Below are 17,788 nucleotides of genomic sequence, written 5' to 3'. Positions count from 1 at the left end.
TCACTTCTCGGATCGCGCAAAACAGCCGGACCGTGAAATGCACGGCCCGGCTGCAGCGCTCACGCGCACGAAGTGGAACTCGGAGTCAACTGGGGTACTGAAACCGGTCGTGTACGAGCCGTTGACTCATCCCCGGATCAGTATCGAATTATCAACTCTCACAAGTTGATCACGTCGCCCACAAGGATCTGATCGGGATTGACGATCTGCGGATTCATGTCCCACACCTGCTGCCAGGTGAGACCTCGTTCTGTCGCGAGGTCGAACAATGTATCACCGGCTGCAACGACTACCTCTGAGCCGGGCGCTGGAGTCTCCGACTCCGGAATGCTTTCTACTGGTACAGATTCGGATGCCTCAGAGTAGACAACGGGAGCAGGCGCCGGTTCCGGTGCAAATTCGGGTGCTACGTCCTGTGCCGGCGCGGGCGCGGGAACAATACTCGACCCGGTATCGCACGCCCCGATCGAACTCAGGAAGGACATGGGATCGACGGCGCCTCCACTGTGAATGCGGAGATGCAGATGTGGGCCGGTGGAGCTACCGGTGTTACCCGTTGCCCCGATCTCGTCGCCTACCTCGACGTGTTGCCCCACACCGACCCATGTTTCGGAGAGGTGGCCCATCTGAATCTGCTCGCCACTGTCCGCTTCCAACTGGATGTACGTTCCATATCCACCCGGATCATTGGGTCCGGCAACAGAAATCGTGCCCGATGTGGGCGCGTGGAGCGCGGTGCCGACGTTGACAGCGAAGTCGACTCCGTCATGTCCCGCGTGGTAACCCTGCGAAAGTGATCCGCTTACCGGCCACTCCCAATTGCAACTCGCCGACCAGCCCTGCGCACCGGCGGTACCTGCATTGGCTACTGCTCCGGCCCCCACAAGGGCGCCCAGTCCCGCAGTTACGGCGATGAATCGTTTTGTGCTGGAAGGCTTGTGTTTTCTGTGCTTACTCATGTTTTCCTTGACTGATGTGCTCGGAGCAGGTGCAGGCTCTACCCGCAGACAGCACTCAATACGTGCTGAGCTACTCGGTGTATCGCACCAAGACTCCGTTGGAGTTAGATGTTCGGATCGCGCCATGGAGAGAGGTACGGTGACCGCTCTCGAACGCGAGCGCGCGCATAGACCCGCAGGTCTGCATCTCCTGGTGACAGCACAGGAGATACGGGTTCTACATCGAGGCAGTGCCTGAATCGATCGTTGATCGAGGACTACGAATGCCGGAACAAACCGAAGGCTTCTCATTCGAAGATCGACAGGGTGGGTGTCTACCCGGATGGTCGGAAAGGGGGTGGAACATGGAGATCCTTGCGTTGCGGATGAGGAATCACCTCATACGCTGTCGCTTCACGACGCTCCACACCACGGTTGAATTACCTGGGTACATACCTGTTTTTGCGCATTCGACCCGACCGGTCGATATCAGGCGCGCCTTCGGTAGATGGCATCTGGTCGCACAATCGCCAGTGCCCCATGTCACTTCTGGAGACGATACCGCGTCTTGGTCACCTGGCGCGTCAGCGTTACCGAGATGGGACATACAGGTGGCATTGCTCCTACAAGCCGAACGGGAGACCAGTGCACGTTCCCGGCATCGGAAACGCGTGCTGATCTCCCGTTCGGCGATCTGTTGCCTAGTGGATCTACTGCTGAGTCGAAGCTACTTTCTCGGCTGCGTGGTGGGCGGCAATGTATCCGTAAACCAGCCCCTGGCCGATCGTCGCACCGGCGCCCGGGTAGGTGTGACCGAATGCGTTGGCCGCAGTATTGCCGATCGCATACAGGCCGTCGATCACGCTGCCGTCCTCACGAAGCACGCGTGCATGCTCGTCCGCCTGCACACCGCCGCAGGTGCCGAGGTCGCTGAGCGTCATCTTCACCGCGTAGAGGGCACTCGTGTCGAGCTTCCTCAGGTTCGGGTTCGGGGACACTGTCGGGTCGCCGTAGTACCGATCGTATGCACTTCCGCCGCGACCAAATTCCGCATCGCTACCGGCAGCAGCGGCCTCGTTGAACTTCTCGAAGGACTCGGCAAAAGCCTCCTCGGGAAGACCGACCTTGCGGGCAAGCTCGACCGGACTGCTCGCCTTGTGCGCGATGCCGGAGTCGAAGAATGCCTGCGGAAGCGGCTGACGGGGGAAGATACCGCCTGCGAACACGTAGCTGTTGCGGTACTCCTGGTCGAAAACAAACCACATCGACTCGGCCGGATCTCCGGCCTTTTCCCGTTCGAGCACGCGCTGGCCGAACGACATGTAGTCCGTCGCCTCGTTCACGAATCGACGACCGGTCTGGTCGACGATGAACGAGCCTGGCAGCGCACGCTCTGCGAGCATCACCATCGGCGGGCGGCCCTTGATGCTTGCCACCGCGGGGAACCACCACGACTGATCCATCGATCCGATACCTGCGCCGAGCTCTTGTGCTGCCTCGATCGCTTCGCCGGTGTTGCCCTCTGCGCCCAGGCTCTCGTGCTCACCGAGGCTCTCCGACTGGTACTTGTGGCGCCACTCCATGTTGTGGTCGAACCCGCCGGCTGCCAGAACGACACCACGCCGAGCGGTCACCGTCACTTCACGTCCGTCTTGCACCACAACTGCACCCGTTACGCGGCCATCTTCGGTGATGAGCCGAACCAACGACGTTTCCGTCCACACCGGGATACCGGCCTGGACCACACCTGCGAACAGGCCGGCGGCGAGCGCCTGACCGCCTGCGATGTATTCACGCTTGAGTACGTACTTGCCGTAAACGCCCTGCGCCAGGCGGCGGATGATGCGAGGGAAAGCCTTGCTCGGCTTCTTCACCATCAGGTTCATCCACTTGTAGTCCGCACCTGTCACCGGCATCGGCAGTCCGGCTTCCATCAAACCGGGCCGCAGGCGACCGCGTTCCGCGCCGAGTACCGACGCGTCGAACGGCAGGCACTCGCAGGTACGTCCGGCGGCGCTACCTCCCGGCAGTTCGGGGTGGTAATCGGAGTATTCCTTGGCCCAGAAGAACTTCATGGGCGTCGTGCGGTAAAGCATGTCGACGGTGGCCGCACCGTTGTCGACGAATGCCTCCCCACGTTGGGCAGGGGCAGTATCACCGACCACCGACCGCACGTATGTCTTCGCGCGCTCAACGGTGTCGCCCGCACCGGCTTTCGCCAAGATCGGGTTGGCAGGCATCCAGAACGCTCCACCGGACCGCGCCGTCGAACCGCCAACGTACTGCGTCTTCTCCACGATCAGCGTGGACAAGCCGAGCTCGTTCGCGGTGAGGGCGGCAGCCATGCCGGTACCGGACCCGATCACCAGTAGATCGACAACGATGTCCTTGGCTTGTGTCGCGGGGGGTGCCTGATTCTTCGCCATTGAACAAATCCCTTCACGTGGTTATCGACGTAGAACGCTAAGGCAGTCGCGGCGCAGAAGGTTCCGGATGCCCAGTCAGCGGGACATTGCGAGTGGATTGGCGAAGAACGGCTCCTGCCACGGGTCGGGCGTTGTGCCCGCCCCAGCAGAATCGCGGCTTGCCTTCTTCGATGTCTGCGCTGCTCACGTGAGGACAAATCCCAGCTTCGGCATCGTCGACGAAACGCTCGGCACCCTTGCACGCGGCATGCTTCCCCGCCTACGCCACGTCTTCGAGCAGCATCAGGCTCTTCACCGTCAGGCCGTCGAAGCGATTGTCAACGAATCCAGCGAAGAAGCTCCGTCACGAGGCGAAGTGATCGATGCACTGCGCGATTTGCTGCTCGAGTCCGTCGAGGTCTTTCCCGACTACCACGTCGTCCTTGGTCTGACAGACTCGTGCGGTTTGCATTTCATGGACGGGTACTGGCCGGCGGTTCGTTTCAACGGCGACGATGGCGTGATCGAGGTGACTGTCGAATCCTGACCGCGATCCTTGTCTCGGGCTGTCGGCTGATGTTCCTCGGCACTGATGAAGAATAATCATCTACATGAAATGGAACACCCCTACAGAGACCGGCTGGTTCGTCAACCTTGCTGAAGGTGGTTCGGCCGTATCGATATTCGATCCGTCGGGGAACGTTCAAGGCGAACTGATTCCCGCATCCGACGACGGATCGGAGAGCGTTGCCGGCGGGTGGAAGAGGAAATCGTCAAAAGCCGAGCAGGATCGATCCAGGCTCACATTCCGTAAAGGCCGACCTGCATCACTTCGATTGTCCGACGGAACGATCGGGACCCTGATCGACCAGAAGCCCAAGGCCATGCGCCGCAAGAACAAGCTGTGCGAAGTCGATATCGCGGGCAGAACATACCTCTTCGTTCATTCATCGGGCCGAAAGGCAACAGCCCGGCGTGACGGAATCGCATTGGCACACATGGAACGTGGCCGATGGTCCGCTAGAAGCACCGTCGCCAGAAGAACCCTCACGGCAACGGACGCCCTTGACGAATGTGTCCTGACACTGTTTCAGAAGGTAGTGACACCTGGACGTACCGGCGCCTTCGATCAGGTACTGACCGACCTCAGCAACATATGACGTACGCCATATTCGGTGGATCTCAACCGCACTCGAGATACTGACTTTCAACTCTCAGGTCCACGGACATGCCTTGGACACAATGAGTTTCACATCTCGGAACGGAAGGCTGAAACCAGATCATGGTCAATGTCGACGCTTTGAACACGCTCGCCCAGCGATTGTCGCCAGGTGCGATGATCACAGATCCAGATCTACTCCAGTCCTATCGGCAGGACTGGAGTTTCGATCCCGCAGCCGGAACACCGGTTGCCGTAGTACGTGCTTCGACGACGGCAGAGGCGGTTCGACGGACGGCATCTGAGGCCGCCACATGTAGCGAATAGCGACGAGTACCTGAATTCTCCTGTGCAACCGGATATGGTGAGGCTGTCGTCTTCAATGCGGCGATGCAAGAAGGGAAGCTACGACCAAAACGTTACGTCGGGGAAGACAAGCAAATCACCTGGACATGGCTGGAGGCCTCCGTGATGAATCTCGTTCGCCGACTGAGCGTCTGCACATCCGTCGTGATCGCTTCTACTCTGACGTCGGTAGCGCTCGCATCCGCCGCGGTGACCATTCCATTCCAGATCAACCCTGCGCCGTACGGCAACCCGAACGGCAGCTTCGACGCGCCGGCCGTCCGCTGCGTAGCTGTCGTCGGTGAACAACCCGGCACGGTGACGATCACCGGAGGCAAGGAAGGCCGGTGGGGATGCCTGCTCTCGTCCGAAGTGCGCTGGCTGAACCTTTCGACCGGGGCCTCCGGCTCCGCTCGGCTCTCGGACGGTCTCAACGGAGTCCCAGCAGAGGCGATCGTGCAGACCGGGACCGGTCAAATCGCTGTTGCCGTGCTGTCCGTGGCCGGATCCATCATCACCCCAGGTGTCACATCGTTCTACGTGCCGTAGCACCAGACTCCGCATCACCGGCACCGTGGGACCTAAGGTCCTGTTTACCGACCCGTCATCCCGGTTAGCCTGAAAAGACGCTACCGAGAGGACACTCATGACCTCGTCAGTGCACGAAACGATCGCCGTGGATCTGGATTTGATCGACCTGTACAAGGACCTCCACAGCCATCCGGAACTGGGGTTTCACGAGCAACGATCATCCAGTCTGGTGGAAAGACATTTAACAGCACTTGGATTCGACACCACCACCGGTGTCGGGACTACCGGAGTCGTCGGAGTCCTGAAGAACGGAGTGGGCCCCACAGCGCTGCTGCGTGCGGATATGGACGCCCTCCCGGTTCGGGAAGAAACCGGATTGGACTACGCCAGTACCGTGACAACGACCGACGATCAGGGAAAGACCGTCTCGGTCAGCCACGCGTGCGGGCATGACCTGCATACGACCTGCTTACTCGGTGCGGCCCGGATCCTCTCTCACGATACGACGACATGGTCTGGCACTCTTGTCCTCGTCTTCCAACCGGCTGAGGAACTTGGCGCGGGTGCGCAAGCCATGGTCGACGACGGACTGTTCGAGCGATTCCCGAGGCCCGACATCGTTCTTGGACAACATGTATCGCCGCTACCGGCAGGCACGATCGCCGGGCACGCCGGCCCCTCGTATGCGGGATCGGACTCACTTCGTGTGAGACTGGTCGGAAAGGGCGCCCACGGATCTATGCCGGAGAACTCGGTCGATCCCGTGGTCATGGCAGCCGAAACCGTGTTGCGTTTGCAAACTGTCATCTCACGCGAGGTCCCGAGTACTGCCACAGCTGTCCTCACCGTCGGCTCCATCCATGCTGGAGATGCCGCCAACGTCATTCCCGGCGAAGCAGAACTGCAACTCAACATCCGCAGCTACGACGCAGGTGTGCGTCAGCGCATCCTGGACAGCGTCGACCGCATCGTCCAGGGCGAAGCGGCCACCGCCGGTGCACCCACCTCACCGACCATCACAGAGACGGAGCACTTTCCGATCGTCGTCAATGATCCGGCAGCGCTGGACAAGACACTCGATGCGTTTGCCGAATGGTTGGGGACAAACAAGATTCTCGATCCCGGTGCGGGAGCAGGTAGTGAAGATGTCGGCATTCTCGCGACCAGTGCCGGTGCGCCACTGTCGTACTGGCTGTTGGGCGGTACCGACCCTTCACTGTTCACGACAGGTGACATGACTGATCCGGCTTTGCGAACCGTGCCGTCGAACCACTCTCCGCACTACGCTCCCGTGATCGAGCCGACCCTGACCATCGGTGTGAACGCCTTGGTCGTCGCGGCCAGGACGTGGCTCCCAACTCCCTAGAGTGTTGCGGGTCCGCAATCGATCGATCGTCCATGCGATCAAGGCTGCAAACGCGTAGGCGCCGCCGAGAATACTTGCAGCGCCCCACCCTGCCGCGTCGAAAACCATAGTGGTGGAAACCGCCCCAGCCGCGCTGCCCAACGAATAGAACACCATGTAACTACCGATGATCTGCCCCGACGATTCCGGTGTGTTCGCGACGATCAGATTCTGGCTCGTGACATGAACAGCCTGTACGGCGAAGTCCAACGCAACAACACCGACTACGAGTAACACCAGCGAGTGCGTCGCCTGCGCGTTGAATACCCACGACAGCAAGAGAACGACCAAAGACGCCCCGGTGACGCGTTGCGCTTTGCCTTGATCGGCCCACCGACCGGCACCGACCGCGCCCAATGCTCCAACCAATCCTGCGATTCCGAAGAGCCCGATCTGTGTGGTCGACAACCGCCATGGTTCCTCACTCAACGGCAGGGCCATTCCGCTCCACAAAGCACCAAAGGACGCGAAAAGGAACAAGGCGATCAGGGCCCGGGTGCGAAACAGTCGGTTCGTAAGCGTCAACGTCACGACAGACCCCATTGCACGCACGTACGAACGCCTATCGTGTTGCAAACGAGGATCTTTCGGCAGCATCGTCAGCGCGACGGCCGCGACCAGTACCGAAATGAAAGTGGATCCCGCGTAGACCGCCCGCCAGCCTGCCAGATCCGCAACTGCGCCGGCGACAGTCCGAGCGAGGATGATGCCGACGACAACGCCGCTGGTGATGACACCGATGTTTGCGCCCCGCTCGTCCGGGTCACTGATTGCCGCAGCATAGGCAACTATGACTTGAACAACTACCGAGAACGTGCCTGCGACCGCCATCCCGATCAACAGCTGCAGATTCGTGGTGGCCAGAGCAACAAGCATCGTTCCCGTTGCAGCAGCGACGATCTGGATTGCGATCAATTTCTTTCGATTCACGAGATCGCTCAATGGCACCAACACGATCAACCCCACCACATAACCGAGTTGGGCGAGTGCGACTACGAAACCGAGGCCGGCCGGAGGAATGGAAAGATCCGAGCCTATTTGCCCGAGGAGCGGCTGTGCGTAGTAGATGTTGGCTACCGAGACCCCGCAGAGCACTGCGAGCAACAGGCGAAGTCCGCGAGACATTTTCAACTTGCCCCGCGCGTTCTCGACAGCATGACGTGCAGTCACTTCCACCTCAACTTGGTTGCGTTTTGATACCATTTGGAGGTTACGTCAATACAGTTTCAAAACGCAACCAATGAGGAACTCGATGCCGGATCGCGCACAATGGACAGACCCGCACTGCCCGACGGCCCGAGCGGCCGACATCATCGGCGACAGATGGTCGCTGCTGATCGTGCGTGACGCCTTCGACGGGTCATCGAGATTCAGTCAGTTTCAACGAAACCTGGGCATCGCAAAGAACATTCTCACGGACAGGCTCAAAGTCCTTGTCGAGCAGGGAATCTTCGAAGTCCAACCGAACGCGCAAGGTACCCGCAACGAGTACATCCTGACCGAACGCGGTATGGATCTGTTCATCGTGATCATTAGCCTGCGACAGTGGGGAGAGCGCCACGCCTTCGATGACAGTGAGCCACACTCGATCTTGATCGACGACACCACGGGCGATCCGGTTCCCAGGCTTCGACTGATCAACACACGGAATATCGACCTGGACCCTACAAGTACACATGTGGAGAAGGTCGAGGAAGGTTGACCCGCAACTCGCCAGATTGACAGATGGGCGCACATGATTCGAAGTACGCGCATACTCCGACCATGACTGTCGATCTCGAGTTCTCCTGGCCGCAGTTTCTCTGGATTGCATTCATCTTCGTCGGCGTGCCCGCAACTATCGGCGCGAGCATCATCTGGACAATCTGGCGTTCGGAACGAACTGGCCTGGAGCACTCCACGACCGCCCTCGGCGGCGGGCACACGGGATCGGGCTCACTCGGACTGTGGAGCACCGGCCTGTTGGCCTTTGCACTGGGCTTTCTGTCTTGCGTGGGCTGGCTCAGCTGGTCAGCCGACTACAAAGGCGGATTCCGCGGCCCCGGCCTGCCTGCCCCGACACAGTTCCCCACCTGGCAGGTCGTCGCCTGTGGACTGACAGTGATTCTGGCGTGTTTCGGTTCCGCCCATTGCTCGCGATGGATGAAGGCCGGCGGTATGACGGCCGCTGCCGGCACTGCTGCAGGATTCACCACCGCATTCAGCATCGACGCCAGTACTGATGTCACCGGACAGGCAGGCGTGGGCGTCGCACTGTCCACGATCGGATGGGGCCTCACCCTTACCGCACTGATGCTTCTGCGCGGCAAGTGGTCGCGACGAGGATGAATCATTACCGGATCATCCATACTCCGAGTAAAGAATTCGATAAGCGGACCTAAAACGTTTTGAAATTCATTAAGAAGAAAATCGATTCCAGATACAGGATCGCCTGATTGCCGAACCTCCACGAGATCCTCGAAAAATATGAGACAGAAGCCTTATCGCTTCCGTGCCAACCCTTTGACGCATGCGGATCATAATATTCTTCGAACATCACGCGGAAGTGCACACAAGTCTGTGACTCACGGCATTATCAGATTTATCACGGGAAATCGTGATAAATCATCACCGTCTCTGAACTGCAACAACGCCTTAAGTTACAGATTCAACTAGTTCCAAACCATAGGGTTTCTTCCTTTTTCTCGGCGTCTCGATTCCGTAATGCTTGACATCGAATTGTCTTTCGTTCTCAATGAGCGATGTCAACTGACGATGATGCGTCTCAGTGCATCAACGCAGTAATTCCGCTATCGAATCCAGTGAAGGGACCAGCCGCGAAATGACGGTTGCCGAGAGCTTGAAAGATAGGAATCTGTACTCCAACCTCAGGCGTGCTGCTGATTTGAGCAACCCATTCTGGGATCGCGCAGTCAGTGAGGGTCTGGCCGATATCACCGCCGATCGCGTCGCAGGTTTCGAACACCGGACGATCCAAGGATACGAATTCGAGAACTTCTCCACGTACTCGTATCTGGGGCTCGACACCGACGACCGAATTCGTTCGGGTGCGATCGCCGCTCTCGAGCGCGAACGAACGTTGAACAGTTCCATCTCGCGGATGAGAGTCCACTCCAGCCTTCTCGACGACACAGAGGCCGCGTTGAGCGAACTGCTTGACGCACATGTGCTCACCCTCGGATCCGCCGCAAACGCTGCGTGGAGCTTGCTCCCCCTCGTCGCGTCCGGGTTGCTCACCGGCGGTGAACCTCCCCTCATGGTGTTCGACAAGAACGCACACTTCTGCCTCAATGCCATGAAGGCGAGCGTCGCCGACGAAACGACGATCGTGACCATTCGGCACGACGACGTCGATGAACTCGAAAGTCTTTGCCGAACAAATTCTCAGGTGGCATACGTGGCGGACACCGTCTACAGCACAGGCGGGAAGGCGCCCCTGAACGAACTGTTTGCATTACAGGCCAAATACGGACTGATTCTCGTTCTCGACGAGGCGCACAGCACCTCGGTCATCGGACACAACGGGCGTGGCGCGGTCCTGGATCTCATCGGCAGCCTCAATGATCGAACATTCTTGCTGACATCACTGAACAAGGGATTCGGTGCTTCCGGCGGTGCGATCGCACTCGGCCGCAACGGGGGCAGTCGAAATCGTGATCTCGCACTTCGCTACGGCGGCCCGTTGACGTGGTCGCAGCGTGTGAACGTAGCCGGGCTGGGTGCTATTGCGGCGTCCGTGGAGCTCCACCGCAGCGGAGAGGTCGACAAGCGGCAGCGGCAACTCCGCACGGTTGTCGAACTGTTCGATTCGCTCGTCGACACGCCGGCATCGGGCGATGGACTCCCGATCCGCTTCGTCACGCTCCACGAGGAAGAACAAACCATCACCGCAGCACAGAAACTGCTGGCTAGCGGTTTCTACACATCGGCGGTCTTCTTCCCTGTCATCGGCCGGGGCAAAGCCGGGCTGAGACTGATGCTTCGGGCGGACCTTCCACATGCAACGATCGAGCGCTTCGCCGACGTCCTACGAAGTGTCACGGAATGAGCGACGACCGCACTGTCGCAGTGACACCGCTGGCTTGTGCCGTCGTGTTGACAGCACAAATGGCCACGACCATCTACCTCCCTTCACTGCCGAAGATCGCGACGGATCTGGGCATCGAAGATTCCGTGGTGAAGTGGTCGGTGACACTCTTCGTGATCAGTGCCGCACTTCCGGTGGTCGTGTGGGGGCGGTTGGCAGATCGACTCGGACGCAGGACGGCACTGTTGTCCAGCTTGGTATTGTTCGTGATCGCCTGCATTGCATTGGCTTTGGTCCAGAGCGCCGCCGTACTACTGATCGGCCGGATCGTTCAAGGCATCGGAGCAGGAGGTGCGGCCATCATCGTGCGAATGATGGTGAAGGACAAGTTCACCGGTTCGGAGTTGGCTAGCCGCTTGTCGCTGTTGTCGATGGCATTTGTGGTGGCACTGGGCGGTGGCCAACTGATCGGCGGCGCTCTTGCGTCGTTCACCTCGTGGCGAACCGGCTTCGGCGTGCTCGGAGTACTCGGAGCAGCACTCGCTGCGGTGGCACTGAGGACCGAGAACACCACAGTCCGCGACAACAACGAACGCGTTGTTCGGTGGAATGCCATAATCCTGACACCCCGGTTCTACAAACCAGCCATTGCGGGGGGCCTGGGTTTCGGCGCGATAGTCCTTGTGCAGCAATCGAGCCCCTTCCTGTTCAGCGATCGATTCGACTTGCAACCGTGGGCATTCGGAGCCTTCGGAATCCTCTACGGAACCGCCTACTTCAGCGGCGCGCTTTACGTCAATCGAAGGGCCACAACCGTCGGTTCAGAGAAGTTGATGCGTCGAGGTGCGCTGTGCATGCTGCTTGCCGGCCTCGTCCTCATGCTCTGCTGGTATCCCCCACTCGGTTCCACGCCGTTGCTCGCGGTCTTCCTGCTCGGATACATCGCATTGACATTTGGGCAATCGCTTCTCTTCCCGAACTCGGCAGCATCAGCAGTGACGCATTTTGCTGAAGGCGGAGCCATCGCCGTCGCGTACTGCGGACTCGTACAGCAGGGAATTGCCGGCTTCGCCTCTGTAGTCGGACCTCTCGCATCCGATGAACGCGTGTGGTCAGCAATCGTCGCACTGATCACTGCAGCAGCGACTGCGCTCGTATTCTCCCTCCGCACAGCTTCCTCCGAACCGACAGTAGGTACGTCCCATGCCCGTCATTGAACGCACCGCACAACTCGACCCCGGTACCCGCGAGCAAAACTTACTGGCATACAAGGAAATTCGCGAGCGAGTTGCGGACGCGCAACACTTGTCCGTTCACGGGGCACCCGAGCGGTCGGTTGCCAAGCACCGGGCTCGCGGCAAATTGCCCGCTCGCGAACGCATCGATGCTCTTCTCGACGTGCAGTCCCCGTTCTTCGAGATCGGACAACTGGCCGGATTCGAGGTGTACGACGAGCAACTCCCGTCGGCTGGTCTGGTCACGGGCGTAGGGCTCATCCGCGGCTCACTCTGCGCCATCTTCGCGAACGACGCCACCGTCAAGGGCGGCACCTACTACCCGCTGACCGTCAAGAAGCAACTGCGATTGCAATCCGTCGCTCGTCGGCTGAGGCTGCCGTGTGTCTATCTCGTCGATTCCGGAGGTGTTTTCCTTCCGATGCAGGACGAGATCTTCCCCGACGAGCACCATTTCGGCGAGATGTTCAAGAACATCGCCGAAATGTCGGCAGACGGCATCGTTCAGATCGCAGCAGTCATGGGTTCCTGCACGGCTGGAGGTGCATACATCCCAGCGATGTGCGACGAGACCGTCATCGTCCGCGGTACCGGCACCGTCTATCTGGGCGGCCCTCAGTTGGTCAAGGCTGCAACCGGTGTCGACGTCGAACCGCAAGAGCTCGGCGGCGCCGACGTGCACGGGGTGATCAGCGGCGTCGTCGATCACATCGCCAACGACGACATCGAGGCTCTGAGCATGATCGCCGACATCGTCGCCCGCGGTGATCGACGGGAGGTACGGGCGCCGTCACGATCTCCGCGACCACCTCTTCACTCCCCCGAGCAGCTCGACACGGTGATCCCGGCTTCCTCGAAAACCCCGATCGTCGCGCGCGACGTTCTGGCCCACCTGCTCGATGCCAGCGAATTAGTCGAGTACCGAGCGAATTACGGCCGAACCATCGTCTGCGGGACCGGCCACATCGAGGGGTACACCGTCGGGGTCATCATGAACGACGGTGTGCTCTTTTCGGAGGACTCCCTCAAGGCCGCGAACTTCGTCGAACTGTGCTCACAACGAGACATCCCATTGTTGTTCCTGCACAACGTCAACGGATTCATGGTCGGGAAGCAGTACGAGGCGGAAGGTATCGCCAAACACGGCGCGAAACTGGTCAATGCCGTTGCCTGCGCCAGGGTTCCCAAGCTCAGCATCGTCATCGGCGGAAGCTACGGGGCGGGAAATCTCGCGATGTGCGGACGCTCGATAGGTCCTGACTTCATGGCCGTGTGGCCGAACGCGAAGACCACCGTGGTCGGTTCCGAGCAAGCAGCGTCGGTGATGGCATTGATGAAGATCGAATCTGCGCGCACACGCGGAACTCCGCTCACGGAAGAGGAAATCGAGGAAATCAAACGGCCGATACGCGAAGGTTACGACCGGCAGGGCGAGTCGGTGTACGTCGCATCCAGGCTATGGGTTGACGCGATCGTCGACCCGGTCGACACGCGATCCTGGGTTTCACTCGCGCTGTCCATGCTTCCCCGCAATCACGGAACAACGCGCTTCGGCGTCTTCAGGATGTGAGAACATGACTCGACTTCTCATCGCCAATCGGGGTGAAATCGTCACGCGCATCGCGCGCACGGCCCGTCGTCTCGGCATGTCGGTAGTGACGATCTCCTCCCCCGTCGATTCACACGCACAGTGGCATCGCCTCGCCGATCACACCGTGCTTCTGGACGGAGACATCCCCTCGGAGTCCTACACCAATTCGGATCAAATCATTGCGGCCGCGCTGGCCGCGGATTGCGATGCCGTGCACCCGGGTTACGGATTCCTCTCCGAAGACTCCGATTTCGCTGAAGCCGTCGTCGCTGCAGGTCTGACATTCGTCGGTCCGGCCGCTGAATCCATCGCTCTACTCGGAGACAAGGCAAGAGCGAAGAAGGCCGCCGCTGACGCCGGCATCCCGACTCTCACCGCGTGGGGCGAGGCAAGCGCCGATCCCGATACCGTCCTCGGTCACGTTCGATCTCTCGACGTGCCGGTGCTGCTGAAACCGGTGTTCGGGGGCGGCGGCAAGGGGATGGTTCGACTACATCCGGGTGATGACGCACGAGAGGTCATCACCTCTGCAATCGGTTTGAACGAAAGGAACTTCGGCCGCGGCGACCTGATGATCGAAACGCTGGTGGAGCGTCCGCGTCACATCGAAGTTCAGGTCCTCTTCGATTCCTTCGGTACAGGAGTTCACTTCTTCACCCGTGAATGCTCCCTACAGCGTCGGAACCAGAAGATCATCGAGCAGGCACCGGCAAGTTCTGTCCCCGAATCGGTCCTGGGAGCCATGCAGCACGACGCTCTGCGACTACTCGGAGGCGTCGGCTACGTGAATGCGGCAACCGTCGAATTTCTGGTTGACGCCGAAAACCGCTACTACTTTCTCGAAGTCAACACGCGCCTACAAGTCGAACACACGGTCACCGAGGAAGTGACCGGCGTCGATCTCGTCGAACTGCAACTCGACATCGCCCTCGGCGCCCGTTTGCCGTTACAGCAGCGCCATATCGCGCTGCGGGGTTTCGCGGTGCAAGCCAGAATCTACGCCGAGGATCCGTCGAACGGGTTTCGGCCCGCACCTTCACATTCCGTGGACATAGCCTGGCCGTCGGGGGTTCGCATCGACAGTGCTTTCGAGGGTGCCGGCAGCATTCCGCCGTTCTACGATCCGATGATCGCAAAGGTCATAGCAAGCGGTCCGACGCGGTCAACCGCACTGGAATCATTGGACCGAGCTTTGGCCGACTCGAGTTACTTCGGTGGAACCTCGAATATCGGTTTCCTCCGACTTCTCTTGGCGACACCGGCTGTGCGCGCGGATGACATTCACACTTCCTTCGTCGACGAGCACCTCACTCGGTTGATCCCGGATTCTGCAGAGCTCCAGGCCACCGCCGCTGCTGTTGCGATGGTGTGGACTTCCGTCGAGGAACAATCGCCGGTCACCGGGTCGTCGTGGACCGGCCCCCACGGACTACATCGAGAGACATTGCGCAAGTTGGGATCCGACCCGATCGGACGCGAACTCATTGCCGACGGCCGCGTCGTGCCGACAACCGTCATCTCACAACGAAGCAACCACTGGATTGTCGCCGCCGACGGCCGGAACATTTCGGTGGTCGTCAGGAGTGGAACCGACGAGCTGACACTCAGTCTGGTCGCCGATGGTTTGACAACCACCGCTGGGCGCCTCGGAGTCGGCACCGGTACATGGGTGTGCGTTGGTGGCTGGACCGTGAAGGTGGACGAGAAAGTCTATACAGCAAAGGATTCCGATCTCAGCGACGGAGAGATCACATCGAAGATGCCGGGAACCGTGCTGGCAGTGCTGCAGACTGGAACGCGGGTGTCGGAAGGTGATGTCGTCGCGGTCGTAGAAGCAATGAAGATGGAGACTGCCCTTCGTGCTTCCTCACCCGGAATCGTCTCGGCGGTGACAGTAACGGTGGGAGATGTCATCGATGCCGGACAAGTGCTGGCAGCCGTGGCGCCATGAGTAAAGATTGCCACGATCTTATCTCTTTCTTGACTGAAGCAATTGTTACACAATATCTTTCATGTCAGAAGCAGGGGGAATCGAGCGTCGCGCAGTCATTGTTTCCGCAACCGAACTCCGCGAACTCATTCGTTCCGATCGGACGCTCGTCGTCGTCAACGTGGTGCGAGACAACAGCGAGGGCGGAGCCGGAATCATTACTGCGCCGCAGTCCATCACATTGTCGATCAACGACTTTCAAAGCAGTGGAGGCGGGACTGACGGGAATCGACCGCTGCCAGACCTCGACGCATTCGGAAGAACACTGAACGATCTGAAAGTATCCGCCGATGCTCACATCGTGGTCTACAGTTCGGACAGCCCCCTGCTTGCGGCCCGCGCGTGGTTCACGCTTCGCTGGGCAGGACGTTCAGTGCGGTACTTGGACGGCGGATCGTCCGGATGGGTTACAGCCCGGAAACGCATATCGACAAACGATTCGATTCCCGTACCACCTTCCACCACTAGCACGACACTCGCCGACGCAGAAGACGCCCTGCGCGCGGCATCGGCCGGCAGATTGCTCGACGCCCGAGGATCGAGCAGTTTCCGCGCCGGCCACATTCCCGGATCTATCTCAGCGCCGGCAACTGACCTACTCGACGACAACGGATTCCTACTTCCCGACCGCGAGTTACGAGAATACTTCCACCAGTTCGGAATAGAGCGTGGTGCCACCGTCGTGTCCTATTGCGGCGGCGGAGTTGCCGCGTCGCACAATGCACTGGCGCTTGCAGCGGTCGGCATCAGCTCCGCGGTCTACGTCGCGTCGTGGTCGGGGTGGAGCGCCGACCCCGAACGACCCGTCTCCACTGACATCCATCACACACCAAGGAATCCGGACCAGCGATGACACGACAGATGATCCTCGGCGCCTACATGGTCTTTCCGAGTATGCACAGTGCCGGAATGTGGCGGCATTCGTACTCGGAGAATGCCTTCGAGGACAGAGCGCTCTACGAGCGATACGCGCAAGCAGCGGAACGAGCAAAATTCGACCTGATACTGATACCTGAGCGTGTGCACTACGTCGACGGCCACACCAAATACGGTCTGCTGACCGGCTTTCAACATGATCCGACGCAGTTGGCTGCAGTGGTGGCCGGCGCAACAAATCGTATCGGTCTCGGCGTAACCCTTTCGGCAAGCTTCAACAGCCCGTACAACCTGGCGAGAACTCTGGGCAGCCTCGACATACTCAGCGGTGGGCGCGCGGCCTGGAACATCGTGATGACGGCACCCGGTCCGGCTAACGACAACTTTCCCGAAGTCGATCGGCTTCCGAGAGAAGAACTGTACGAGCGCGGCGACGAAGTTCTCGAAGCAACCACCGCACTCTGGTCGTCGTGGGACGGCGACGCCGTATCGGCCGATCGCGACAGCGGAATCTACGCAGACACAAGCAAGATTCACGCGGCCGACTACAAGGGCAAATACTTGTCGGTGCAGGGTCCACTCACCCTGCCACAATCACCTCAGGGCCGCCCGGTCTTCATCCAGGCAGGTGAATCTGTGAGAGGGCGCGAATTCGGTGGGCGGTGGGCAGATCTGGTCTTTGCGATCGACCCGTTGGAGGAAGATCTTCGAGCGAAGCGCAAGGCAATTCGCGGCTACGCGGAAGAGGCCGGACGCGACCCTGATTCGGTGCGCCTCGTCGCCGCTGTGCAACCGATAGTCGGCGAGACGACGAGCATCGCGAAGGAACGGCAGGAGTACCTGCGATCCTTGATCCATCCGGATGCGGCAATCGAGTGGGTCTCCCACTCCGCAGGACTAGACTTGTCGCAGTTCGATCCGTCCACTCCGATCGCCGAAGTTCTCAACCGCGGTAGTGGCCCCTCGCGTCGATTGGCACGCCTGATCGAATCCCGAAATCTCACCATCGCCGAAACCGCAGAGTTGTTCGCGCGCAATGATCTCACTCCCGAGATTGTCGGCTCGCCGCAAGAAGTGGCGGACGAGTTGACGCACCTCTTCGAATCGGGAGCAGCTGACGGTTTCATCCTGACCGCTACCCACTTCCCCAGGGGGCTCGACGACTTCGCGAGTTCCGTCGTGCCACTTCTGCAAGATCGGGGCGTGTTCCGGCGCGAATACACCGGAACGACCCTGCGGTCCCACATCTTCGACACCACTCGCACTTCCCCACGATGAACGGAACT

Annotated in this window: 14 protein-coding genes and 1 pseudogene; 12 read left to right on the top strand and 3 right to left on the bottom strand. The window is 59.8% G+C overall.

What is annotated here, in order from left to right; translation table 11 throughout:
- Nucleotides 1-158 precede the first annotated feature (158 nt).
- A complete protein-coding gene (locus tag EHW12_RS06015) occupies nt 159-959 on the bottom strand; it encodes a peptidoglycan DD-metalloendopeptidase family protein (RefSeq protein ID WP_231917217.1) in 801 nt (266 codons plus the stop codon).
- A 689-nt stretch (nt 960-1,648) separates the two neighbouring features.
- Entirely contained in the window at nt 1,649-3,364 is a 1,716-nt protein-coding gene (locus tag EHW12_RS06010) for a 3-ketosteroid-delta-1-dehydrogenase (RefSeq protein ID WP_003943733.1), read from the bottom strand.
- A gap of 187 nt (nt 3,365-3,551) precedes the next feature.
- Between EHW12_RS06010 and EHW12_RS06005 the strand changes: the two genes are divergently transcribed.
- The 4 genes from EHW12_RS06005 to EHW12_RS05985 all read left to right on the top strand — a co-directional run bounded on the left by EHW12_RS06005 (nt 3,552) and on the right by EHW12_RS05985 (nt 6,744).
- Entirely contained in the window at nt 3,552-3,890 is a 339-nt protein-coding gene (locus tag EHW12_RS06005; RefSeq protein ID WP_125050405.1) for a hypothetical protein, read from the top strand.
- A gap of 64 nt (nt 3,891-3,954) precedes the next feature.
- On the top strand, nt 3,955-4,503 hold the full coding sequence (locus EHW12_RS06000) for a hypothetical protein (protein ID WP_042925665.1): 549 nt from the start codon (nt 3,955-3,957) through the stop codon (nt 4,501-4,503).
- A 470-nt stretch (nt 4,504-4,973) separates the two neighbouring features.
- Nucleotides 4,974-5,396: a hypothetical protein gene (locus EHW12_RS05990; protein WP_116058204.1), complete on the top strand. Its 423-nt coding sequence runs from the start codon at nt 4,974-4,976 to the stop codon at nt 5,394-5,396.
- A gap of 97 nt (nt 5,397-5,493) precedes the next feature.
- Nucleotides 5,494-6,744: an amidohydrolase gene (locus EHW12_RS05985; RefSeq protein WP_125050404.1), complete on the top strand. Its 1,251-nt coding sequence runs from the start codon at nt 5,494-5,496 to the stop codon at nt 6,742-6,744.
- 18 nt (nt 6,745-6,762) lie between these two features.
- On the opposite strand, the pseudogene EHW12_RS05980 reads toward EHW12_RS05985, so the two are convergent.
- Nucleotides 6,763-7,908: pseudogene (locus EHW12_RS05980) on the bottom strand (MFS transporter); the annotation flags it as partial.
- Nucleotides 7,909-8,035: 127 nt separating this feature from the next.
- On the opposite strand from EHW12_RS05980, the gene EHW12_RS05975 reads away from it, so the two are divergent.
- From EHW12_RS05975 to EHW12_RS05940, 8 genes are all read left to right on the top strand, one after another.
- Nucleotides 8,036-8,485, top strand: coding sequence for a helix-turn-helix domain-containing protein (locus EHW12_RS05975; RefSeq protein ID WP_125050403.1), 450 nt, complete (start codon nt 8,036-8,038; stop codon nt 8,483-8,485).
- Nucleotides 8,486-8,508: 23 nt separating this feature from the next.
- Nucleotides 8,509-9,111: a hypothetical protein gene (locus EHW12_RS05970; RefSeq protein WP_007726456.1), complete on the top strand. Its 603-nt coding sequence runs from the start codon at nt 8,509-8,511 to the stop codon at nt 9,109-9,111.
- Nucleotides 9,112-9,604: 493 nt separating this feature from the next.
- The gene (locus tag EHW12_RS05965) at nt 9,605-10,831 is read left to right on the top strand and encodes an aminotransferase class I/II-fold pyridoxal phosphate-dependent enzyme (RefSeq protein ID WP_007726454.1); all 1,227 of its coding nucleotides are present in this window, start codon (nt 9,605-9,607) and stop codon (nt 10,829-10,831) included.
- A complete protein-coding gene (locus EHW12_RS05960) occupies nt 10,828-12,027 on the top strand; it encodes an MFS transporter (protein WP_125050402.1) in 1,200 nt (399 codons plus the stop codon). The genes EHW12_RS05965 and EHW12_RS05960 overlap by 4 nt, the downstream gene beginning before the upstream one ends.
- Nucleotides 12,014-13,615 carry a carboxyl transferase domain-containing protein gene (locus EHW12_RS05955; protein ID WP_003943673.1) on the top strand — a complete coding sequence of 534 codons (1,602 nt, stop codon included), beginning with the start codon at nt 12,014-12,016 and terminating at the stop codon, nt 13,613-13,615. The genes EHW12_RS05960 and EHW12_RS05955 overlap by 14 nt, the downstream gene beginning before the upstream one ends.
- A 4-nt stretch (nt 13,616-13,619) precedes the next feature.
- Nucleotides 13,620-15,587, top strand: coding sequence for a biotin carboxylase N-terminal domain-containing protein (locus EHW12_RS05950; RefSeq protein WP_125050401.1), 1,968 nt, complete (start codon nt 13,620-13,622; stop codon nt 15,585-15,587).
- Between the two features lie 61 nt (nt 15,588-15,648).
- Entirely contained in the window at nt 15,649-16,479 is an 831-nt protein-coding gene (locus EHW12_RS05945) for a rhodanese-like domain-containing protein (protein WP_007726448.1), read from the top strand.
- Nucleotides 16,476-17,780, top strand: coding sequence for an NtaA/DmoA family FMN-dependent monooxygenase (locus EHW12_RS05940; RefSeq protein ID WP_007726446.1), 1,305 nt, complete (start codon nt 16,476-16,478; stop codon nt 17,778-17,780). Before EHW12_RS05945 ends, EHW12_RS05940 begins: the two co-directional genes overlap by 4 nt.
- Nucleotides 17,781-17,788 lie beyond the last annotated feature (8 nt).

This window comes from Rhodococcus sp. NJ-530 (genome assembly GCF_003860625.1).
GTDB classification, from domain to species: Bacteria; Actinomycetota; Actinomycetes; order Mycobacteriales; family Mycobacteriaceae; genus Rhodococcus_F; species Rhodococcus_F qingshengii.
The sequence above is the reverse complement of the archived record's forward strand: the minus strand, read 5'-3'. Positions and strand labels throughout refer to the sequence as shown.